Annotated in this window: 22 protein-coding genes; 3 read left to right on the top strand and 19 right to left on the bottom strand. The window is 42.1% G+C overall.

Going from position 1 to position 21,386, the window contains the following annotated elements:
* Positions 1-556 precede the first annotated feature (556 nt).
* Complete coding sequence (gene sigK / locus H7992_RS10400) at positions 557-1,264, top strand: RNA polymerase sporulation sigma factor SigK (RefSeq protein ID WP_067208284.1); 708 nt, start codon at positions 557-559, stop codon at positions 1,262-1,264.
* A 316-nt stretch (positions 1,265-1,580) separates the two neighbouring features.
* Here the strand turns inward: sigK and mtnN are convergent, their stop codons facing one another.
* From mtnN to cymR, 15 genes are all read right to left on the bottom strand, one after another.
* Positions 1,581-2,273 carry a 5'-methylthioadenosine/S-adenosylhomocysteine nucleosidase gene (gene mtnN, locus H7992_RS10395; RefSeq protein WP_187047490.1) on the bottom strand — a complete coding sequence of 231 codons (693 nt, stop codon included), beginning with the start codon at positions 2,271-2,273 and terminating at the stop codon, positions 1,581-1,583.
* 24 nt (positions 2,274-2,297) lie between these two features.
* Positions 2,298-2,993 (bottom strand): YrrS family protein, encoded by a 696-nt coding sequence (locus tag H7992_RS10390; protein ID WP_187047489.1) that lies wholly within the window; start codon positions 2,991-2,993, stop codon positions 2,298-2,300.
* A gap of 262 nt (positions 2,994-3,255) precedes the next feature.
* Positions 3,256-3,732, bottom strand: coding sequence for a transcription elongation factor GreA (greA, locus tag H7992_RS10385; RefSeq protein ID WP_067208276.1), 477 nt, complete (start codon positions 3,730-3,732; stop codon positions 3,256-3,258).
* Between the two features lie 106 nt (positions 3,733-3,838).
* The gene (udk, locus tag H7992_RS10380; RefSeq protein WP_067208274.1) at positions 3,839-4,477 is read right to left on the bottom strand and encodes a uridine kinase; all 639 of its coding nucleotides are present in this window, start codon (positions 4,475-4,477) and stop codon (positions 3,839-3,841) included.
* 62 nt (positions 4,478-4,539) lie between these two features.
* Positions 4,540-5,175: an O-methyltransferase gene (locus H7992_RS10375; RefSeq protein WP_082786540.1), complete on the bottom strand. Its 636-nt coding sequence runs from the start codon at positions 5,173-5,175 to the stop codon at positions 4,540-4,542.
* Positions 5,176-5,200: 25 nt separating this feature from the next.
* Positions 5,201-6,325: an endolytic transglycosylase MltG gene (gene mltG, locus H7992_RS10370; RefSeq protein WP_067208270.1), complete on the bottom strand. Its 1,125-nt coding sequence runs from the start codon at positions 6,323-6,325 to the stop codon at positions 5,201-5,203.
* A 433-nt stretch (positions 6,326-6,758) separates the two neighbouring features.
* Positions 6,759-7,058, bottom strand: coding sequence for a DUF1292 domain-containing protein (locus H7992_RS10365; protein ID WP_067208268.1), 300 nt, complete (start codon positions 7,056-7,058; stop codon positions 6,759-6,761).
* A 10-nt stretch (positions 7,059-7,068) separates the two neighbouring features.
* The gene (ruvX, locus tag H7992_RS10360) at positions 7,069-7,488 is read right to left on the bottom strand and encodes a Holliday junction resolvase RuvX (protein WP_067208266.1); all 420 of its coding nucleotides are present in this window, start codon (positions 7,486-7,488) and stop codon (positions 7,069-7,071) included.
* Positions 7,485-7,757 (bottom strand): IreB family regulatory phosphoprotein, encoded by a 273-nt coding sequence (locus tag H7992_RS10355; RefSeq protein WP_067208264.1) that lies wholly within the window; start codon positions 7,755-7,757, stop codon positions 7,485-7,487. The genes ruvX and H7992_RS10355 overlap by 4 nt, the downstream gene beginning before the upstream one ends.
* A gap of 82 nt (positions 7,758-7,839) precedes the next feature.
* Positions 7,840-10,473, bottom strand: a complete 2,634-nt coding sequence (gene alaS, locus H7992_RS10350; RefSeq protein ID WP_187047488.1) for an alanine--tRNA ligase — start codon at positions 10,471-10,473, stop codon at positions 7,840-7,842.
* Between the two features lie 508 nt (positions 10,474-10,981).
* Positions 10,982-13,432 (bottom strand): SF1B family DNA helicase RecD2, encoded by a 2,451-nt coding sequence (locus tag H7992_RS10345; RefSeq protein ID WP_187047487.1) that lies wholly within the window; start codon positions 13,430-13,432, stop codon positions 10,982-10,984.
* Between the two features lie 15 nt (positions 13,433-13,447).
* Positions 13,448-14,113, bottom strand: a complete 666-nt coding sequence (locus H7992_RS10340) for a tetratricopeptide repeat protein (protein WP_067208256.1) — start codon at positions 14,111-14,113, stop codon at positions 13,448-13,450.
* Positions 14,114-14,126: 13 nt separating this feature from the next.
* Positions 14,127-15,248: a tRNA 2-thiouridine(34) synthase MnmA gene (gene mnmA / locus H7992_RS10335; protein WP_067208253.1), complete on the bottom strand. Its 1,122-nt coding sequence runs from the start codon at positions 15,246-15,248 to the stop codon at positions 14,127-14,129.
* A 23-nt stretch (positions 15,249-15,271) separates the two neighbouring features.
* The gene (locus tag H7992_RS10330; RefSeq protein ID WP_187047486.1) at positions 15,272-16,414 is read right to left on the bottom strand and encodes a cysteine desulfurase family protein; all 1,143 of its coding nucleotides are present in this window, start codon (positions 16,412-16,414) and stop codon (positions 15,272-15,274) included.
* A 12-nt stretch (positions 16,415-16,426) separates the two neighbouring features.
* A complete protein-coding gene (cymR, locus tag H7992_RS10325) occupies positions 16,427-16,846 on the bottom strand; it encodes a cysteine metabolism transcriptional regulator CymR (RefSeq protein WP_067208248.1) in 420 nt (139 codons plus the stop codon).
* Between the two features lie 131 nt (positions 16,847-16,977).
* Between cymR and H7992_RS10320 the strand changes: the two genes are divergently transcribed.
* Positions 16,978-18,264 (top strand): replication-associated recombination protein A, encoded by a 1,287-nt coding sequence (locus tag H7992_RS10320; protein WP_187047485.1) that lies wholly within the window; start codon positions 16,978-16,980, stop codon positions 18,262-18,264.
* A gap of 438 nt (positions 18,265-18,702) precedes the next feature.
* Here the strand turns inward: H7992_RS10320 and H7992_RS10315 are convergent, their stop codons facing one another.
* The 4 genes from H7992_RS10315 to H7992_RS10300 all read right to left on the bottom strand — a co-directional run bounded on the left by H7992_RS10315 (position 18,703) and on the right by H7992_RS10300 (position 20,147).
* The gene (locus H7992_RS10315) at positions 18,703-19,032 is read right to left on the bottom strand and encodes a hypothetical protein (protein ID WP_231885796.1); all 330 of its coding nucleotides are present in this window, start codon (positions 19,030-19,032) and stop codon (positions 18,703-18,705) included.
* Positions 19,033-19,137: 105 nt separating this feature from the next.
* On the bottom strand, positions 19,138-19,326 hold the full coding sequence (locus H7992_RS10310; protein ID WP_187047484.1) for a hypothetical protein: 189 nt from the start codon (positions 19,324-19,326) through the stop codon (positions 19,138-19,140).
* Positions 19,327-19,415: 89 nt separating this feature from the next.
* Positions 19,416-19,730 carry a hypothetical protein gene (locus H7992_RS10305; protein ID WP_067208236.1) on the bottom strand — a complete coding sequence of 105 codons (315 nt, stop codon included), beginning with the start codon at positions 19,728-19,730 and terminating at the stop codon, positions 19,416-19,418.
* A gap of 114 nt (positions 19,731-19,844) precedes the next feature.
* Entirely contained in the window at positions 19,845-20,147 is a 303-nt protein-coding gene (locus H7992_RS10300) for a DUF5412 family protein (RefSeq protein ID WP_222618013.1), read from the bottom strand.
* A 431-nt stretch (positions 20,148-20,578) separates the two neighbouring features.
* Here H7992_RS10300 and H7992_RS10295 point away from each other — a divergent pair, with 431 nt between their 5' ends.
* The gene (locus tag H7992_RS10295) at positions 20,579-21,313 is read left to right on the top strand and encodes a DUF5694 domain-containing protein (RefSeq protein WP_187047483.1); all 735 of its coding nucleotides are present in this window, start codon (positions 20,579-20,581) and stop codon (positions 21,311-21,313) included.
* Positions 21,314-21,386: the final 73 nt, after the last annotated feature.

The raw sequence follows: 21,386 nt of genomic DNA, 5'->3' as shown, positions 1-21,386 counted from the left end.
GCAACTTACACGCATTGATAAGAAAAGCGCAAGGCGCCGTTTAGCCCGGAAAAGCGCTGGAAGGCTTGACGATAAAGGCGCTCTTTGCCTTTTCGGCAAGACCGAAGCGACTCGAGGGGCTGGCGCCTGGAGTCTAGACACTAAGAAAAGCGCAAGGCGCCGTTTAGCCCCGAAAAGCGCTGGAAGGCTTGACGATAAAGGCGCTCTTTGCCTTTTCGGCAAGACCGAAGCGACTCGAGGGGCTGGCGCCTGGAGCCTAGACACTAAGAAAAGCGCAAGGCGCCGTTTAGCCCCGAAAAGCGCTGGAAGGCTTGACGATAAAGGCGCTCTTTGCCTTTTCGGCAAGACCGAAGCGACTCGAGGGGCTGGCGCCCGGAGTCTAGACACTAAGAAAAGCGCAAGGCGCCGACTCGATTAGAGAAACGCAAGTTACGTTCATCTCACATCAAGCTGGCTTAAATTAGGACATCCTTTATCGCCTGTCCGACTAAAAAAACGGTGATACGGCAAGAGCCGACCGCATATGCTGTCATACAACGACACAGGAGGTGGCCCGATGAGCGGGTTTGTCATGGCGATTGTCCAGCTATGGCTCGAAATTCCTGCAGTGATTGGCTATATTAGAGGGCAGGCTTTCCAGCGCCCTCTATCCAAAGAGGAAGAAGCAGCTTGCCTGCAACGTCTTGCAGAAGGCGACGAAGATGCTCGAGATGAATTGATTGAACGTAATATGCGGCTCGTCGCCCACATCGTAAAAAAATTCCACCCAAAACACGAACTACTTGATGATTATATCTCAATTGGAACAATTGGACTCATGAAGGCGGTAAACAGTTTCACTCCGGATCGCAAAACGAAACTGGCCACATACGCCGCCCGCTGTATTGAAAATGAAATACTCATGTATTTACGAACACAGAAAAAGGTACAAAAAGACGTCTCCCTCTTTGATCCGATCGGTATGGATAAAGATGGCCAATCCTTGCAAATTGCTGATTTGCTTCAAACAGATGATGAATCGCCGGTCGATGCAGTCGAACAAAAAGAAAGAAAAGAAAGGTTGTACAGACATCTTGGAAAACTTGACGGCCGGGAACTTGAAATCATTCAAAGACGATATGGTCTGTTAGATGACCTGCCTATGACGCAAAAAGAAATTGCCGAGCAGCTCGACATTTCGAGAAGCTATGTCTCTCGTATCGAAAAACGCGCAATCGTTAAACTGTACCAGCTATTCAAACATGAATACAATGATTCAAATTAAGGACCAAAAGCGCAAGCACCTGTTCAGTGGCACTAGAGTCTTGACGTGAATTACCTTCATTTGTAGGTTATCCACAGTGCAAGATTTTATAATTCCATAAGTAATAAAGAAAAGGCGTTTCCACGCGGGAGTGATCCCAGCATAGGAAACGCCTCTTCTTTTACAGCTCAGTCCGCGCTAACCTCACGGGAGATGACAACTGCAATAATTGTTGTTGCGATAAACACGCCTGCCATTAAAAATAACATAGTTAAATCCCTCCTCGAAAAAGAATATCTGCAAGATCTATTCATATACCTATCTTACCATGAAATGCTTAAAGTTTCGAGATGACTTTTAAAACAATATCTGTGGAATGACGTGCCGCAACCGGAAGGAACTCATCAAAACTAATTGGTGACTCTTTTCCTGCAATATCTGATAATGCCCGAATGACAACAAACGGCGTACCAAACTGATGGCATACTTGAGCGACGGCCGATGCTTCCATATCCGCAGCGATCATCAGAGGGAATGTCTCTTTCACTTTTTTAACATGTTCAGTATTGCTCATAAACGTGTCACCCGAAGCGATAAGTCCTGTAGCATGTGCATGTGCTCCTACTTCATCGACAGCAGCACGAGCTGCATCCACAAGCCCTAAATCTGCTGGATACGCTGCTGGTTGTCCTGGAACTTGACCATGCTCGTAGCCAAAAGCAGTTACATCGACATCATGATGACGCACTTCATTGGAAATAACGACCGTGCCGACTTCAAGTGAATCATGGAATCCCCCTGCTGAACCTGTATTAAGAACAACATCCGGCTTATAATTGCTTAGTAATAACGTCGTTGCAATCGCGGCGTTTACTTTACCAATCCCACTTTTTACAAGTACAACATCATGCTCACCGATTTTCCCTTCGATGAATTCACACCCTGCAATTGTTGTCGCAAGACCTGAATCTATTTGTTCACGTAAGAGTATTACTTCTTCTTCCATTGCGCCAATTACTGCTATCTTCATAGTATTCCCTCCACTAAACTGCATTTAATAATCAAAGTCCAATGTTGTTAATTTATCCATTTTTACAGGTTTCCAGCCTTCGCCATCCACCCATTCGAGATAGACACGGTATTTCTGTGTACTATCTCTTGACGAAACGATTCCAATAGACTTCTGTGGTCCACCGCCGTTTTTAATCTTCAAAAAGATCATTGAATCTTGTGGTAGACCAGTTGCATAGGCAAGTGCTTGCTTTTTCTCATTCCAATCCACTGAAGTGCCATCATACTGGGATACGTGCTCGCCTGTTTGTGTCGTACCTACAGGCTTCCATGCATTATTGACAATCGTCTCGGCAATGATTGCGTCGTCTGAAGGAACGGATGTAACCGAGCCAGATTCCTCACTACCGTCTTCATTAGTTGTTTCTTCGACTTGTTCGGTTTCTGTAGTGTTTTCTGGTGCAGATCTCTCTTCGTCCTTTGTTGGATTACTATCTTCTGTCGCATTATCCTTATCGTCATCTTCAACGTCTTCTGCCTTATCATCATTGACAGTGGTATCATTTGCAGTTTCTTCAATATCGTTCGGTTCATTATCACTCTTGTTGCCAGAGAAAATGGCCACTGTAGCGATAACAATAAGAACTACAACAACTGCAATCATACTGTTCAAAATTTTATTTCGGTTACGACCTTTTTTTCGTTCAACTCTCGAAAGATCAGGTTCTCGTTCTGTCATTCACATATCAACTCCTGTTAAGATTTTGACGATTGCCAGTATGTAATAGACGAGTAGCAACGTAATTTGTTTCATAAAGTTCTAAAAAGGTATTTCATTGAATTCGCTGCACTGCTCGGGGATGGCATCAGCCTAAGGGCCTCGGTTACTCCTGTTAAGGTGCATTCTCTCAGTTTATTTATAGGCATTCATTTATTCAACTTTTATCGTAAATCATAAAGTACGAAAACCGCCCTCACAATAGAGGGCGGCTATCAGTAAATCATTTTATATCAAGAATTGTAACTGACATTTCTCCACCCGGTGTAATAATTTTTACTTGATCACCTTTAGAACGACCGATAAGTCCTTTTGCAATCGGTGAATCATTTGAAATAAGACCTTCGATTGGATTCGCCTCTGCAGAACCAACAATCGTATACGTCTCTTCATCTCCGTCTGGCAGTTCTTTAAATGTGACGGTTTTCCCAAGGCGTACTTCGTCAGTATTTAGTTCGTCTGCTGTGATGATTACCGCATTGCGGATCATCGACTCAATAGAAGCAATTTTACCTTCAAGGAAACCTTGATCTTCTTTCGCGGAATCGTATTCCGAGTTTTCCGAAAGATCCCCGTGACTACGCGCGATTTTTATGCGCTCGACAACTTCTTTTCGTTTAACTGATTTTAGAAAGTCTAGCTCTTCTTCAAGCTTTTGTTTACCTGATGCAGTCATTGGAAATTTCTTTTCTGTAATCATTACACACACCACTCCCTAATATTCCTGTTCATAAAAATACTATGCCGCTCCTACGACAGGTATGCGACATAGTGCTAAATCTGTATAGAATTCTGTCATTATCATATTACAATTCTGTTCCAGATTCAAGAATTGTTTTTATTTTCGTAACCATTAGGTCGATTGCGACTTCATTATGACCGCCTTCTGGAATAATAATATCGGCATACCTTTTCGTTGGTTCGATGAATTGATTGTGCATTGGGCGTACAACAGACAAATATTGCTCGATGACCGAATCAATTGTTCTACCCCGCTCATTAATGTCACGCATAATACGACGAATGATACGCAAATCCCCGTCTGTATCGACAAATAATTTGATATCCATTAGATCACGTAACCTCGCGTCCTCAAGAACCAAAATCCCTTCCAGGATAATGACATCTTTCGGTTCGATAATAATCGTCTCTTCAGACCGCGTGTGTAATGTATAATTATACACGGGTTTTTCTACGAGCTTTCGGTCAATAAGGGTTTCAACATGATGAATTAGTAGATCTGTATCGAACGCCAGCGGATGGTCATAATTCGTTTTCAACCGTTCCTCAAATTCCAAGTGAGACTGGTCTTTATAATAATAATCCTGTTCGATAACAACCACAGAATGCTCTTTAAACACATCGTAGATTGAATTGGTAACACTTGTTTTACCCGATCCTGAGCCACCTGCAATACCGATGACGAGAGGTTTTCTAGATTTCATTTCAAACTCCCTTTACGCATCAGAATATCCCGTTATTCTAGGATATCCACATTAATGTCTTTTTATTTTTTTACCGCAATTAAAAGCCCGTCTCCAACCGGAAGCAAAGACGTTTCGTACTCAGGATTATTCATAACCCATTCAGTGAACTCTTTCAAGTTGCGTATCATTGTGCGATTTCGCCTCGGGATATCCTTATCTTCGAGCAGCACTATACCATGCATGAACATATTATCGCAATAAATAACGCCCCCGGCTTTGAGGCTAGACGCATATTTTTCAAAGAATCGTTTATATTGCCCTTTAGCAGCATCAATGAAAAGCGCATCGTAAGTCTTATCGAAAATTTCAGCACTGTCAGTTAACAGCGCGTCCGCTTCAATAATAGCAATCCTTTGTTCAAAACCACTCCGCGTGATGTAGTCAACCGCTTTCAAATACCGATCAGTATCTCTTTCAATAGTCACAATAGAAGCCTTAGGTAGTGCCCCAGCAATTCGTATCGCCGAATAGCCGATTGCACTACCAATTTCAAGGATACGTTCCGGATTTTGAATTCTTAATAGGCTAATAAATAAGTCGATACCCTCATTATCCATGATTGGAACATGATGTTCTTTCGCATATTGTTCTATCTCAACAATGAGTGTATCTCTTTCTTTCACAAAACTTGCAAGATATGTCTTATAGTTATCCATTGCGTTCATCTCCAGTTCAAGACCGTCAATCCCCTGATAAATAAAGTGTCCGGTTTTTCAAATGCTGATCATAAGAATCCGTAAAATGATTGACACCTTTCTTATCAGCTAAGAAAAATAGATAGTTCGTTTTAGAAGGGTCTATAACTGCTTCGATTGAAGACCTTCCTGCTCCCGCAATCGGTCCAGGCGGCAATCCTTTGACGACATACGTATTATAGGGATCTTCTATTTCAAGATCTGAATAAAGTACTCTATCTTTGTGCTCACCTAGTGCGTAAAGGACTGTTGGATCCGTTTGAAGCGGCATATCTATCTCCAAGCGATTGTAAAATACACTGGCAATCGTTTCTCTATCTGATTGGGCCGTCGCCTCTTCTTCAAGCAGCGATGCGAATGTCAACAACCAATGAACTGATTTATCATTGCTTTGCAGATAATCGAGATAAGGCGTTACATTTAGCGCAGTCCCCTGAATCATCGAATTGACTATTGTTTCAAGAGATGGTTTTTCTTCAAAAAACGGATAAGTTGCTGGGAATAAATAACCTTCCAACGGATATTTAACGTTTTCTGCTTTAATATCTTCTGTCAAGATTTTCGAATATTTCCCCATCAACATATTGACGGTTGCTTCGTCATTTACATAAGCAAGGAATTCTTTCTCTGAAATCCCTGTACTTTTTTCGACAATTTTAGCAATTTGTTTCAATGTCAGTCCTTCTGGAACAGTCATTGTAAAGACTGGTTCTCTATAAACTTTTCCTGTTTTTAAACTTTCGATGATTTCGTCAAGCGTCATCGATTTCGTTAAGCCATACGTCCCTGCTTGAAACTGAGAATTGTTATTGAACTTCACGTAATATTTGAACAGACGAGCATCTTTAACAATCCCATTTTCTTCAAGTTTCGTTGCAATAGTGTCTACACCAGACCCGATAGGAATTTCTACTTCAATGACTTTTTCGGAATCCGGGTCCATGGGTTGAAGGGCCCCTGTTATGTATTTATAGACGTAACGGCCACCAATTAAGCCAATAAGCACTAGAACAAGTACGATTACTAGCACAATCCTTCTAACGATTTTCACTTCTTTCTTCTTTTCACGCATTCGCTCGAACATGATATCTTTTTTCGAACCATCATCCATGCGTAATCCACCTCTTTCGTTCGAAGCATAATAAGAAAAGCGCAAGGCGCCTACCTATAGGGAACGCAGCTTAAATGCGCCACTTCCTATGGCAACAGCTGCATGACCTACATCCTGTAGGCCCGCGACGGGCATAAGTCGATCCAGCGACGTGGCGCTCTTTGCCACATAACTGGATTGCTTATGACCCGAGCGGCTGGCGCCTGAAGCCTAGACACTAAGAAAAAGCGCAGACCGACTAAATTCGCGATGTTCTGTGGCAACGTCGACACTAGTACGTCCTGTATGTCGGAGGGCCTTAAGGACTGAAGCGACTCGAGGGGCTAGGCGCTCGAGTCAAGACATTGCTCAAGGTTCTGACCTACTCTTTCTCATCTCTCAATGAAAAAACGGAACGGCCTGTACCGCACCGTCCCGTCCGTGCACATATAGTTTACTCTTCGTCTTCTTCGTCCTCTTCTGCAAGGAACGTGTTCAACATTTCTTCAATCATTTCCCACTCTGCGTCGTCTTCGATAGGCATCAATTCGCCATCTTCATTGTCTTCAGAAGGTACAAATGCAGATGCATGGATTTCGACTTCTTCGTCGTCATCCGTATCTTCTTCACCAAGTACATGATAAAGAACGTATGATTTACCGAATTCCTCTGAATCAAATGTAAAGATTACTTCACATACGTGTTCCTCGCCGTTTTCATCTACAATCGTCATTGTTTCTTGTCCGTGTTCCATTACGATCACCTCATCTATTTTTTGAATCAAGATACCCTTGGAGTATCATGATTGCTGCCATCTTATCGATAACAGTCTTTCTTTTCTTACGACTAACATCTGCATCGATTAGCACGCGTTCCGCTGCCATCGTCGTCAATCGCTCGTCCCATAATGCAACAGGAAAGCCGAATGTTTGTTTCAAAAGCTCAGCATAATCTTGAGATGCTACCGCTCTTGGTCCGACTGTATTATTCATGTTCTTAGGGAATCCTACCACAAATCCGCTCACTTCGTATTCTTTCACGAGTTCCTGGATTCTTTCCATGCCAAACTGGCCAGCACCTTCATCGACCTTTACTGTTTCAATGCCTTGGGCAGTCCACCCAAGCGCATCACTGATCGCGATGCCAACCGTTTTGGATCCAACATCCAACCCCATTGTCCTCACTCTGTTTTCCCTCCGTTTTCACGAACGTAAAACTTCACAAGTTCTTCTAGGATCTCATCCCGTTCCAACTTTCGGATTAAGTTACGTGCATCGTCATGACGTGGTATATAAGCTGGATCGCCCGAAAGAAGATAACCTACAATCTGATTAATTGGACTGTAGCCCTTTTCGTCAAGTGCCTTGTGCACATGAAGCATAACCTGCTTCACTTCTTGCTCCATTGACTCTTCAGGAAAGTTAAATTTCATCGTCTTATCGTATGACTCCATAATCGACACCCCGCTTTCAGATCATCCGTTTTATGAATCGGATATAATTACATTTCTAATTATACCCGATTTGATTCACCAGTTAAACAGATTTGACATAATCATACACGGATTGAAGGGCATCATCAAGTTTAGACACATCTTTCGCACCTGCCATTGCCATATCCGGGCGACCGCCGCCTTTTCCATCGCACTGTGTAGCTACATGATTGACGATTTTCCCAGCATGATAGTTCCCTGATTTCAAATCTTCTGTCACGCCTGAAACCAGCATCACTTTACCGTCTGCCGCTGCACCTAGGACAATGACTCCTTTTGATAACTTCTGTTTCATTTCGTCCATCATCTGACGAAGTCCATTATTATCTTTCACATCAACACGTGCAGAGATCACTGTCACGTCATTGATTTGCTGAGCAGATGCCATAATGTCCGCCAATTGACTGTTTCCGAGTTTAGCAGATAGTGATTCATTTTCACGTTGAAGTTCTTTCATTTCAGCTAACACTGATGCGATCTTCGTCACAACGTCTTTTGGATTCGATTTTAAAAGGCTTGCAGCGTTAACGAGCACTTCCTCTTCATCTTTGAATGAACGGTAGGCTTGCTGCCCCGTAAGTGCTTCAATGCGTCGTGTGCCTGCACCGATTCCACTTTCAGATACAAGTTTGAACAAACCGATGACAGACGTTGAAGCGACGTGACATCCACCGCAAAGTTCCAATGAGTAATTCCCAACTGAAACAACGCGAACCACTTTGCCATACTTTTCACCGAAGAGTGCCATTGCACCAAGTTTTTTGGCTTCGTCAATCGGTCTTTCTGCAATATCTACAGCGATGTCTTCCCAGATTTTTTGATTGACAATCTGCTCAATTTTCTCAAGTTCTTCTTTCGTCACTTGACCAAAATGCGAGAAGTCAAAACGCAAACGGTCAGGACCGACGTAGGAACCTGCCTGGTTAACGTGTTCTCCAAGTACTTCTTTCAATGCTTTGTGAAGAAGATGCGTTGCCGTGTGATTTCGAACCGTTAGTTTTCTAGCTGCTTGATTTACTTCTGCTTGAACGGCTGCACCTTTATGCATTTCACCCGAACGAATGATTGCCGTATGCAAGTTTTGACCGTTTGGAGCTTTTTGTACATCTTTAATATCCGCAACAAATGTTGCGCTGCTAATTGTTCCTTTGTCCGCTACTTGTCCGCCACTATCCGCGTAGAACGGAGTACGATCCAAGATGAATTGAATTTCATCACCTTCTGATGCAGTGTCAACTAATGTTCCTTCGAGTAAGAGCGCGACAACTGTTGCATCACATTGCAGTTGATTGTACCCAATGAATTCGCTTGAATCATGAATTTCACCAAGTACACCCGACTGAACATGCATTGAATCGACGTCTTGACGAGCTGCACGCGCACGCTTACGTTGGCTGTCCATTTCCGAATCGAACCCAGCCCGGTCAACCGTAACCCCTGCTTCTTCAGCAAATTCTTCTGTCAACTCGAATGGGAAGCCATATGTGTCATAGAGACGGAATGCGATAGCTCCTGGAACGATAGAAGTTCCCGATGATTTTGCAGTTTCGATCACGCCAGAAAGGATTGTCATTCCATCCGTTAATGTTTCATGGAAGCGTTCCTCTTCATTTTTAATAACTTTCATGATGAACTCTTTCTTGTCAGTCACTTCAGGATAGAAGTCTTGCATGATTTCTCCTACAACTGGTACAAGTTCAAACATAAACGGCTTGTTGATGCCCAGCTGTTTCGCAAAACGAACAGCTCTGCGTAGCAATCTTCTAAGCACATAACCGCGACCTTCATTGGACGGAAGTGCTCCATCACCGATTGCAAAAGCCACTGTACGGATATGGTCTGCAATCACTTTAAATGCAGTATCTTTTTGTTCATCTGTACCGTATCTCTCTTCGGTAAAGTTTTCAATAGCATTCATGATAGGCATGAATAGATCTGTATCAAAGTTTGTCGGAACGTTTTGGATAACTGATGCCATCCGTTCGAGTCCCATTCCTGTATCAATGTTCTTTTTCGGAAGTGGGGTGTATGTATTATCCGGATTATGGTTAAATTCCGAGAATACAAGGTTCCAAATTTCTAGATAACGTTCATTTTCTCCGCCTGGATATAATTCAGGATCAGAGAAATCGTCGCCGTATGCCGGTCCGCGATCGTAGAAGATTTCTGAGTTCGGACCACTCGGTCCTTCCCCGATGTCCCAGAAGTTTCCTTCAAGACGGATGATACGATCTTCTGCAATCCCTACTTTGTCACGCCAGATTCCATATGCCTCTTCGTCTTCAGGATGGATTGTGATGGATAGCAGCTCAGGGTCAAAACCGATCCATTTTTCATCCGTTAAAAATTCCCATGCCTGAACAATTGCTCCTTCCTTGAAATAATCACCTATTGAGAAGTTCCCAAGCATTTCAAAAAATGTATGATGGCGAGCTGTTTTCCCGACATTTTCAATATCGTTTGTACGGATTGACTTTTGTGCATTGACGATACGCGGATTAGTTGGAACAACACGACCATCGAAATACTTTTTCATTGTTGCAACGCCGCTGTTAATCCAAAGAAGTGATGCATCATCGATTGGTACAAGCGGTGCAGATGGTTCAACACTATGCCCCTGTTCCTTGAAGTAGTCCAAAAACATGTTACGTATTTGTGACGTTGTTAGTTTTTTCATGAATGAATCCTCCTTTTAAATTGAAAACATGTGGATATCGGGTGTGGGCCTCTTATTGCAACTTTCGAATCGTAATGTCAACTTGGAGGCTCTAATGGCAACTTTCGAAACGTAACGGCAACTCCTGATTTCCAAGCGCGACGTCGGGATATAATTGCAAACCGCTGAAGGAATGCAGCCTAAGTGCGCGACGTCCTGTCGCAAAGGCTGCATACCCGCGTCCTGTGAGCACAAAAAAATCCCCGCCCCTAATGCAAGGGACGAAGATGTTAGTCTCGCGGTACCACCCTAATTACCGGACGAATTGAATCCGGCATCTCTGGTTGCCTTAACGCGGCGGACGGCAGTGATGAGCTGCACTCGGGAGTAGCTTTTCAACATTTTCGCTCGAGAGCCCTTTCAGCCAAGGGGCTCCTTTCTGGACGAGTAAACTTGTCTACTTTCTCCGTCAACGTATTACATATGAATAACATTTGTAATTGGATTATAGAAAAGTTCCGCCTTGTTGTCAATCTGAAACTTCAAGAAATTCATAAGGCGTTACCCCTTTCATGCCAATCAGCGGATCGATTGATAGGAAAGTTTCCATCGTAAGTGAGAAAATGACAGGTTGGGAATCCTCTGAACTCACATGCGCCTCATTAGAAACCTTTGCACGCTCAGGATCAGGAGACTCCATAGCTACCAGTTCAACGACATCGCCGTTTAACCGTTCTTTTAATGTCGTCTGCCTCTCCAATTCGTCAGTTCGTGCTATACCTGCCCTGAACTCTTCAGGCTCACCACAGAGGATAAGGAAGTTTTTTGCACGAGTGATGCCGGTATACAGTAAATTACGACGCAACATTTTACGATGACCGCGGACGATTGGCATAATGACGATTGGGAATTCGCTGCCCTGGGATTTATGGATTGAACAGCAATAAGCAAGTGTCAGCTGGTTAAGATCATTGCGTTCATAGGTAACTTCAATTCCATCGTACGAAACAACTAGTAGTTCTTTTTTATCAATTGTTTCTTTCGCTTTGATAATCGCAATGACTTCACCCATATCTCCGTTAAAAACATTACTCTCGGGTTGGTTGACAAGCTGAAGCACTTTATCACCAATTCGGTAAATCGCTTCGCCAAAAACCACTTCTTTGCGTTTTGGTCCTGGTGGATTGACCATTTCCTGAATCATTTTGTTTAAACCATCAATACCCGCCGGTCCTCTATACATCGGCGCAAGAACTTGGATGTCTTTAATGCGGTGACCTTTGGTAATGGCATTTTTCACGACTTGTTCGACGACTTCGAGAATTCGATCGCTACCCGCTTTGATAAATGAACGATCCGATGTTTTCTTCGTTATGTCATCTGTCCATTCTGACCGTTTAATCATATGAGCCATTTCAATAATCGACGAACCTTCACTTTGCCGAAATACTTCAGTCAACTCAATGATAGGAACTTTCCCAGAGTCTAGCATATCCCGAAGTACTTGACCGGGTCCTACAGGCGGCAGCTGGTCTTGGTCACCAACGAATAACAGTTGTACATCATTGGCAAGTGCCTTTAGTAACTGATGGGCAAGCCATGTATCGACCATCGACATTTCATCAATGATAATGAGACGCCCTTCAACTTCCCGCTCAGTCTCTTCATCCTTTTCCTGCCCGTTGAATCCAAGCAAACGGTGAATTGTCATCGCAGGTAATCCAGTCGATTCCGACATACGCTTAGCTGCACGCCCAGTAGGCGCCGCTAATACAATCGGAAATGGTTCTTTCTTTTTGGCATACTCTTTCGGGTCGAGCGACAATCCATGAAGTTCTGCATACACTTCGACAAAACCACGAATAACAGTCGTTTTCCCGGTTCCAGGACCGCCCGTTAATATCATTAATGGCGAATGAAGGGCTGTTTCAATCGCTGCAACTTGTGTTTCTGCATAATTAACACCTAGCCGCTCTTCAACTTCCCCGACCGCTTTTCTTATTTCAGACACAGGAAATTGATCCGCTGTGTCATTTTCCATAATGCGCTCAAGCTTCGCAGCGATACCGATTTCTGAAAAGTAGAGGGACGGTATGTATAATCTACGTTCTTCAGCAGATAGCTTGCCTTCCTCAACAAGCACAATAATTGCCTGGGAAATATCTGAAAATGGAATATCAATGCGCTGACTCATTTCAAGCAGGCGTTTGACGTCTGGCAAAATGGCTTCCGCTTCAACGTATACATGCCCCGCTGATTGCACTGCTTGGTTCATCGAATGAAGGATGGCTGCCTTGATTCTTGAAGGGTGGTTTCCTGTAATGCCTAGGTTTTTGCCGAGTTCGTCCGCACGCTGAAAACCTACCCCTTCAATTTCTTCAATAAGTCGATATGGATTTTCAGACAGCAATGAAACCGATTCTTCACGATACTTCTGATAAATGCGCATAGCGATTTGCGGTCCGAATCCCCATTCATTCAATTGGATAATTGTCCGCTCAAGTCCCATATTCTGCTCCAAAACGGAAATCAATGTCTCTTTTTTATCATCCGCTAGTTTCGGAATAGTACCAAGAACAGACGGATCGTCAAGTATCTTTTTAATAGCATCCTTGCCTAACTTTTTAACAATTGTTTGTGCTGTCTTCATCCCGATGCCCGGAAACAAATCACCTGACAGATAATGGACCAGTCCCGTTTCTGTTGCCGGCATCTCTTTCGCAAAGGTATGCACATCAAACTGCGCACCGTATGTCGGATGATTAACAAGCTTACCTGTAAATTTATAGTCATCTTCAGGATTCAGTTGTGGAAAACTGCCTTTAACGATGATTTCTTTATCTTCATTCCCACTATTCGTTTCACGAACTTTTAATTTCGCGATCGTAAAAAGGCTGTCGGGGTTATGGAAGATTGTCACGACTGGTCGTCCAATCAAAAAAACTTCATCCGTATTTCCCGCCATGTTGTTCCCTTCCATCACCGCCACCCCTTCTTATTTTCCTTCTTCACCCAACTTGATCATGTCATATATATAGCGTGCTTGAACATGTTCTGGATCGATTGTGAATGCTTTTTCAAGATGATTAAGCGCATCTTGTTTCTCTTCTGTTGACACTGCATATAAGAAACCGAGGTTATAATGAGCATCGGCACTTGCTTCGTCCTGTTCGATGATAAAACGGAATTCATTCCCGGCTTCTTTAAATAGCTCCAAATTGGCAAGAACAATCCCATAAGATAACCGAATTTCAAGATCCTCAGGTGCCAGTTCTGTCGCTCGCTGTAAATAAGGCAACGCTAATTTCTCATTACTCGAACGTTCGAGACTTTTCCCGAGCATGAAATAAGCGTCCGCCTCTTCGACACCTTTGCGGACTGCCTTTTCATATAATTTTGCTGCTTCTTCAAAACGATCTTTATTGTAATAAAGATTGGCAAGACCATAAAACGCTGTGCCTGCTTCAGCATCAAGTGTAATCGCTTTTTGGAAAAATGGTTCTGCTCTTTCAGCATCTCCAAGTGAAGCGAAAACATTCCCTAAATTGATATAACCGACTGCATTTTCCGGGTCCTTTTCGACCCCTTGCATAAATGATTCGACTGCTTTTTCATATTCGCCATTTTGTAGTGCGGCGATTCCAATTTCATTGTATTCCATAGTTAACTTCCCCTTATCCAACATAATCAAGTTGTTTACCGTTTTTGATAACTGTATCGATTGTTCCCCCGCCGAGACATTCGTCTCCATCATAGAAAACGACGGCCTGTCCAGGTGTGATTGCACGCACTGGTTGTGCAAAGTGGACGATTGCACTTCCGTCTTCAGTTAGTTCAACTGTGACGTTGGTATCCGGTTGACGGTAGCGGAATTTCGCTGTACAACTGAATTTTTTCGGAAGTTCACGTACAGTCGAAAAACTGACGTCAATTGCTGTCAAACTATCGGAATAAAGTGCATCGTTATCAAAGTTTTGACCAACGAGAAGGATATTTTTCTTCAAGTCTTTGCCAATAACGAACCATGGTTCTCCAGCTCCGCCAATACCAAGACCGTGACGTTGACCAATCGTATAGTACATAAGCCCATCATGACGGCCTACAGTTTCGCCTTCCATCGTCGTCATATCTCCTGGTTGAGCAGGAAGATATTGACCAAGGAATTCCTTGAAATTCCGCTCTCCGATGAAACAAATGCCCGTGGAATCCTTTTTCGCCGCTGTCGAAAGCCCAGCTTCAACCGCTTTTTCACGCACAGCGCTTTTTTCCATATTGCCAATTGGGAACATCACTTTTTGTAGTTGATCTTGTGTCAATTGATTCAAGAAATACGTTTGATCTTTATTTGCATCTTTCCCGCGCAACATTGATACGCCGCCTTCTACTTCTACGACTTGTGCATAATGACCCGTTGCTAAATAGTCTGCACCTAGACTCATTGCATGCTCAAGAAACGCTTTGAACTTGATTTCTTTATTACACATGACATCGGGGTTCGGTGTACGACCCGCTTTATATTCTTCAAGGAAATACGTAAATACTTTATCCCAATATTGTTTTTCGAAATTGACCGCGTAATAGGGTATTCCGATATCATTACAAACACTGATAACATCTTCATAGTCTTCCGTTGCAGTACAGACACCGAATTCGTCTGTGTCGTCCCAGTTTTTCATGAAAATACCGATAACTTCATAGCCTTGCTCTTTCAGCAATAGTGCTGCAACAGACGAATCTACGCCGCCCGACATACCGACAACAACGCGTGTTTCTGCTGGTGATTTAGTTGTTTTCATTCTATTTTTCATCCTTTATATTTTCATTTCACAGACCGTTTGACGATTTCAGCCGTTAGTTGCGCTGCTTCCTTAATCGTTTCCTCAGTAAGACCGAGACCAAAACTAAATCGGACCGAATTTCGTAATTTGGAAGACCCTTTACCAAACATAGCAGTCAAGACATGCGACGGATCAAGTGAACCCGCAGTGCATGCAGATCCGCTAGACACGGCAATCCCCGCCATATCGAGATTCACTAGGAGCGATTCAATATCTGTCCCAGGGAAGCTGACATTCATTATATGCGGCAGTTTTTCCGCACTTTTTACATTCATTTCGTAAGTGACATCTTGTTGGTTAAATACGTCAGTCATAATGGTTGCGTAGTTAGAATAATTCACAGTATTTTGTTCCATCGCCTGTTGTGCAATTAATACTGCTTCAGAAAAAGCAACAATCGCTGGAATATTTTCGGTTCCTGCGCGTCGTTTGCGTTCCTGTTCGCCCCCGAAAAGAACTGGTGTTGTATCAAGTCCTTTACGCTGATAAAGGAAACCGATTCCTTTTGGACCATTCAATTTATGAGCTGAAACTGAAAACAAATCAACGCCGAGTTCATCCACATGAAGTGGAACGATTCCATAAGCTTGAACAGCGTCCGTATGGAAAACGGCTTGGTGTTCCTTCAGCAATGCCCCAATTTCACGAATCGGCTGAATGGTACCCACTTCATTATTGCCATACATAATCGAGATAAGAACCGTTTTGTCTGTCAGTGCTTTTTGCACTTGTTCCACAGTTATTTGTCCATTGTCATCGACTTCTAAGTAAGTTACTTCGAAACCTAGCAGTTCTAGTTGTTTACATGGATTTAATACAGCGTGATGCTCAATATTCGTCGTGATAATATGGTTCCCTTTGACCTTCATCGCCATAACAGTCCCAAAAACCGCGGTGTTGTCCGCTTCCGTACCGCCCGAAGTGAAAATGATTTCCGACGGTTCTGCGTGGATTGACTGCGCTAGCGTTTTCCGTGCGTCATCTAGCCATTTCCGTGCTTCTCTTCCAAAACTATGGATACTGGAAGGGTTACCGAAAACAGATTCAAGTGTTTCTATATAAGTAGCGCTTACTGCCGGATGAACCGGTGTCGTCGCCGCATGGTCAAGATAAATTTTAGTCATAATAAGACTCCTTTAAATGTAAAACATATAACTATCGCGCTCATCTTTTTCACCCGACTTCATCAAGTCTTCAATCGTAGTTGTATCGAGGACACTGCGTACCGCCTCGCCAATCCGTTTCCAAAGTTCTTGTTGCGGAATATCAGATCCCTCTAGTCCCTCTACAACTTGGATGGGTCCTTCAAGAATTCGGATAACATCTCCCGCAGTAATTTCCGTCGGTGGCTTAGCCAGCATATATCCGCCATAAGCGCCGCGAACACTTTTCACAATTCCACTGTTACGAAGCGGGGGAATAAGTTGCTCCAGATATGCTTCAGACAACTTCTGTTCTTCCGCAATTTTCCGTAGCGGTACTGGACCTTCCCCGAATTTAGAGCCAAGTTCAACAACTATTGTTAATCCATATCTACCTTTTGTAGAAATCTTCATATCTATCCCGTCCTTTTACGATTGCTTCAAAATATTATAGCATAACTGACCCTCAAGCTTCCTTAAAATGATTTACGGTTGTCTAACGTGTATAATAGAGGAACGGATGTACTAGGTAAGGAGTGAATAAGTTGCAAAATGAGCCATTGGCGTTTCGCATGCGCCCAAGAACTATAGATGAAATTGCTGGACAAAAGGATATTATTGGTGAAAAGACGGCACTTTACCGGATGATAAAAAACGGTCATGTTCCATCTATGTTGTTGTACGGGGAACCCGGAATCGGTAAAACGTCACTCGCCCATGCAATTGCAGGTACTAGCAATCTGCCTTTCATCGCCATGAATGCAACAGTTTCAGGGAAGAAAGATGTCGAAGACGTTGTAGCAGAATCACGCATTACAGGGAAAGTTCTACTATTCTTAGATGAAATTCATCGTTTCAATAAATTACAGCAAGATACATTACTGCCACACGTCGAAAGTGGAGCAATCGTCTTAATAGGAGCAACAACTGAAAATCCATACCACGACGTCAATCCCGCCATACGTTCCAGATGTGGTGAAATCCGACAATTATCCAGATTAGAGCCAATAGACCTAATGGAAGTGCTTCAAAAGGCGATGGCAGATGAAGAACGCGGGCTTGGAAAAATGCCGATTACCATAACTGATGAGCAGCTTACATTGATTGCGGAAGGTGTTAACGGTGATGCACGAAAAGCGTTAACTGTTCTTGAGTCTGCCGTTTCCGCAAGCGATGAAGTCGATGAAAAAATAATCATCGAAGACTGGCTACTTGAAAATCTGCTTGGACGTATCGGGTTATTTGGGGATAAAAAAGGTTCACACTTTTATAATTTATTGTCAGCACTTCAAAAATCAGTCCGTGGTAGTGACGTTAATGCCGCTATTTATTATCTTGCAAATCTTCTCGAGACTGGCGATTTAGTAGCCGTCAATAGACGCTTGCTTGTGATGGCCTACGAAGATGTCGGATTAGCTTCACCAGAGGTTGGACCACACGTATTAGCGGCGACAGACGCAGCGGTGAAGCTCGGCATGCCGGAAGCGCGTATCCCACTCGCAAACGCTGTTATCGAAATGTGCCTGGCCTCTAAGTCGAATTCAGCTTATAAAGCATTCGATGCGGCTGTAAAAGCGATTAACGAGGGCAAAACCGGAGATATTCCATTGCATTTACGGGACGCACATTATGCCGGTGCGGCGAAGCTCGGTCACGTCGGCTACAAATACCCGCATGACACACCACTCGGTTCCTTCGGAGGCTGGACTAACCAGCAGTATTTACCCGATAAATTAAAAAACTCGGAGTTTTACAAGCCGGTTATAGCAGGAGAAGAAAAAAAGATGGCTGCAATTTATGATAGGTTGAAAGAATTTCGGAAAAAGAAGTGACTGGAATATCTAAAACCCCACCCTAAATGAATTTCCCAAGCGATATAAGACCCATATAAACCCCCAAATAGGCAGTCTATTCTCTACAATCTAATAGAGAACAGACTGCCTATTTTTCTTGAATATGATTTCCATAATACAGTCTTCTTGCTCATTTCTGTATTCTTCTTACACAGAAGGGAAACAGTCAAAAGTGTAATTTTTCACTTATTCCCATCTAAATTGCCAGTTACAAAAAATGCGCCTCTACTTTTTTGTAGAAACGCACCCAGTTATATAATCTGTACTTAACGAATGGGTTTTTTTCCAACTATGCTTCTTCTTTTGGTGACGGCCTCACGCTTGTCGCTCCTTCGCTAGATTTGTTCGTTATCTGGGAGAGGTATACCACCTAGTTTACCCAAAATGAGTAGTGCCGCATTTTTAGTTGAGGAATTGTTATTTTTTTAAGCTGTCTAACAAAACATAACCAAATACAATCCCAGCTGTTGACGTGAATGTAGTATCTCCTAATAGCAGAAACTCTTTTGCGAATAACAAATTCAACCCGAAATAAATAGACAGAATAGGTATCATTGCTATATAAAGAGACGGAATTCCAATTGCAACAACCTTAATCCAATCAAACGACCATTGCTTTTTTTCTTTTATCTCTATAATTAATTTAGGGAATCGTAAAAAAAATCCAATAAAAACAGGAAAAATAGTTATAAAAATTAAATAAGGCATTATATTAAATGTTGTTGCCGACTCTTCTCTTAATCGCACTTTATAATCCATTCCTAGATAAAAAATAAATCCCATAACTACTACGGAAACGAAATAAAATAAAAATCTTTTAATTTAAGACTCCCCCCTTCAACTTTCCTCTTATTAAAACGGTCCATTTTGCTGGTCATGCCGCCCCACTTCTCGTAGAGAACCGGCTACCGCTGAGTTCTGATTCACTGACTTTTCCTGTTCTTTAAAATCATATTTTCGCCCAGTCAAAAAATCCACAAGATAGACACCTACAAGCAAAGTTACAATGGAACCCCAGAAAACCCACATCACCCAATGCATTACATTCCCTCCCCTTTTCACAATCCCAAATACCTAATAAGAGAAGTGTGAATTAATTATTTCAACCTTATAAACTGGAATTTGACATCCTACTTCGCTGCTCGGTCACGATATACAATCAGCGTAATTACATTTAATAGAATGGTAACGATGAGAAGAACTGCCGCAACGAACGCCACAGCACCCGTTGTGTCCATAAGAGCAGACCAATCCTCAATCTTTACCAAGTGATAGTTATAGAAAATCTGGAAACATAGCGAAATAGCACAAGCACTGATGCTCATAATAGTAAGAGGGACCCAATTCTTTTGGTTCTGCTTTTCATATCGCATCAGATTAACAACAGGGAGTATCCAAGCAATTAGCCCAAGCACTAAGCTGCCAAGATTAAGCAAAACAATCATATCTAATCCCCCCTTTATATTTTTCGTTTCTTCATTCTTGTTCAACAGTCCTGCCCCTACACGAAACAAGAGTCGTTAGTTTTGATAGCAAGTCTCATACTGATCTTTCATTAATCAGCTTTGACATACTAACCCACTTTCGTGATAAATTTCTTTGCCGATTTCCAACTCAATACTTCTATTTGAATTTGGATACTTAATTTCTTCATTTATAATATATAAAGTGTTTTCATCCTTCCACTCCATAGAAAAATAACTTTTTGCATCACTATAATAAACTGTCTCAATTTTATCATCCACATCATTATAAGTGATTTCTATCCATAGATTGACACCTCCAGCGGCACCACCATATGTCATGTAGTAAGCATTAGCTGTATTTTTTTCTGTCGGAGAATTGACAGGTCCCTTGTACAATCGATCTACACATTACTTAAATTAGAAATCTCTCTACTACTAGTACGTTCATTGTGACTGAATAGTTTCAATAAATAAAAATCATCTTTCATTTAACGTTACAAAAATTTGATATTAATTACTCTAAGACCGATAATTAAGTCCATTTACTCTATACTGTTAGTACCAAAAGATTAATCGCTATCTAACTCTAGCTATAAATTTTAAGCGAAAAATTACGAAAAAAGAGAGATAACAGTATGTTTAAAAACAAAAACACTGAAATCTTATATGACCGTTTTTGATTCTTGGAATAGCTTAATTAACTATCTACAAAAAAGTATTCACCTTATTACTTTTTCTGGTTAAAAGCTACATTTTGGATAATATACAATTAATTGAAAGAGTAATAACAATCTTCAACTACAATATCTTTACAGTGGAGGGTTAACATGATTCCAGAAGTGATGATCGTCGGGGTGTATCATTTAGGAGACACATCGGATTTAATCAATGTTGAACGCAAAAACGATATTGATTTAGAGCTAGAAGCAAAGGAAGTTGTTGACGCACTAAGTCGGTTTAATCCGACAAAGTTAGCTGTCGAAGCTGATCGGGAAGTACAATCGAAGTTAAATGAAAGTTATCGAAAGTATCTATTGAATGATCCGACCCCAATGAAAAATGAAATAGAAACGATTGGTTTCCCTTTAGCGAAGGAATCGGGCATAAGCGAAGTTTCTTGTATCGATTGGAGGGGGGACGATAATGAAATAGCAACAATAGGCGATATTTTTCAGTATGCAAAAGAGTATGAACCCGAACGCTATAAGAAAATAATGACAACGTACATGGAACCCATGCAACGTGAGGCAGAAGAATGGTCCAAACTCCCGATTTTAGAAGGCTATAAACGTGTGAATGAAGCAGAAACTGTTAAAAAGATGCACCAATTTTACATGGAATTTGCGATGATTGGAAAAGAGAAAGATTATTACGCAATGGATTGGTTAACTTGGTGGTACAAACGAAATTTAATACTCTATACAAATGTGAGAAGGTTGATATCAACTCCACAGGATCGAGTTTTGCTATTAATCGGCGGCGGCCACGTTCATCTTATTAAACAGTTTTTGGAGGAATCCGGAGTATGTACGGTGGTTGATGCGAATAAATACTTAAATTAAATAGGTGGAGTGTTCTTTCAGTGGGTAACATTAAATTAGATTATGAGTAAGAATATAATAAGTACCCCTTTTT

Origin of the sequence: Sporosarcina sp. resist, from assembly GCF_014302295.1 — a bacterium.
In the GTDB taxonomy this organism is placed as follows: Bacteria; Bacillota; Bacilli; order Bacillales_A; family Planococcaceae; genus Sporosarcina; species Sporosarcina psychrophila.
The sequence above is the reverse complement of the archived record's forward strand: the minus strand, read 5'-3'. Positions and strand labels throughout refer to the sequence as shown.

What these genes read in the sequence shown, in the direction of transcription:
- sigK (WP_067208284.1), top strand. Translation starts at nt 557, where the DNA reads ATGAGCGGGTTTGTCATGGCGATTGTCCAGCTATGGCTCGAAATTCCT.
- mtnN (WP_187047490.1), bottom strand. Translation starts at nt 2,273, where the DNA reads ATGAAGATAGCAGTAATTGGCGCAATGGAAGAAGAAGTAATACTCTTA.
- H7992_RS10390 (WP_187047489.1), bottom strand. Translation starts at nt 2,993, where the DNA reads ATGACAGAACGAGAACCTGATCTTTCGAGAGTTGAACGAAAAAAAGGT.
- greA (WP_067208276.1), bottom strand. Translation starts at nt 3,732, where the DNA reads ATGATTACAGAAAAGAAATTTCCAATGACTGCATCAGGTAAACAAAAG.
- udk (WP_067208274.1), bottom strand. Translation starts at nt 4,477, where the DNA reads ATGAAATCTAGAAAACCTCTCGTCATCGGTATTGCAGGTGGCTCAGGA.
- H7992_RS10375 (WP_082786540.1), bottom strand. Translation starts at nt 5,175, where the DNA reads ATGGATAACTATAAGACATATCTTGCAAGTTTTGTGAAAGAAAGAGAT.
- mltG (WP_067208270.1), bottom strand. Translation starts at nt 6,325, where the DNA reads ATGGATGATGGTTCGAAAAAAGATATCATGTTCGAGCGAATGCGTGAA.
- H7992_RS10365 (WP_067208268.1), bottom strand. Translation starts at nt 7,058, where the DNA reads ATGGAACACGGACAAGAAACAATGACGATTGTAGATGAAAACGGCGAG.
- H7992_RS10355 (WP_067208264.1), bottom strand. Translation starts at nt 7,757, where the DNA reads ATGGAGTCATACGATAAGACGATGAAATTTAACTTTCCTGAAGAGTCA.
- alaS (WP_187047488.1), bottom strand. Translation starts at nt 10,473, where the DNA reads ATGAAAAAACTAACAACGTCACAAATACGTAACATGTTTTTGGACTAC.
- H7992_RS10345 (WP_187047487.1), bottom strand. Translation starts at nt 13,432, where the DNA reads ATGGAAGGGAACAACATGGCGGGAAATACGGATGAAGTTTTTTTGATT.
- H7992_RS10340 (WP_067208256.1), bottom strand. Translation starts at nt 14,113, where the DNA reads ATGGAATACAATGAAATTGGAATCGCCGCACTACAAAATGGCGAATAT.
- mnmA (WP_067208253.1), bottom strand. Translation starts at nt 15,248, where the DNA reads ATGAAAACAACTAAATCACCAGCAGAAACACGCGTTGTTGTCGGTATG.
- H7992_RS10330 (WP_187047486.1), bottom strand. Translation starts at nt 16,414, where the DNA reads ATGACTAAAATTTATCTTGACCATGCGGCGACGACACCGGTTCATCCG.
- cymR (WP_067208248.1), bottom strand. Translation starts at nt 16,846, where the DNA reads ATGAAGATTTCTACAAAAGGTAGATATGGATTAACAATAGTTGTTGAA.
- H7992_RS10310 (WP_187047484.1), bottom strand. Translation starts at nt 19,326, where the DNA reads ATGCATTGGGTGATGTGGGTTTTCTGGGGTTCCATTGTAACTTTGCTT.
- H7992_RS10305 (WP_067208236.1), bottom strand. Translation starts at nt 19,730, where the DNA reads ATGATTGTTTTGCTTAATCTTGGCAGCTTAGTGCTTGGGCTAATTGCT.
- H7992_RS10295 (WP_187047483.1), top strand. Translation starts at nt 20,579, where the DNA reads ATGATTCCAGAAGTGATGATCGTCGGGGTGTATCATTTAGGAGACACA.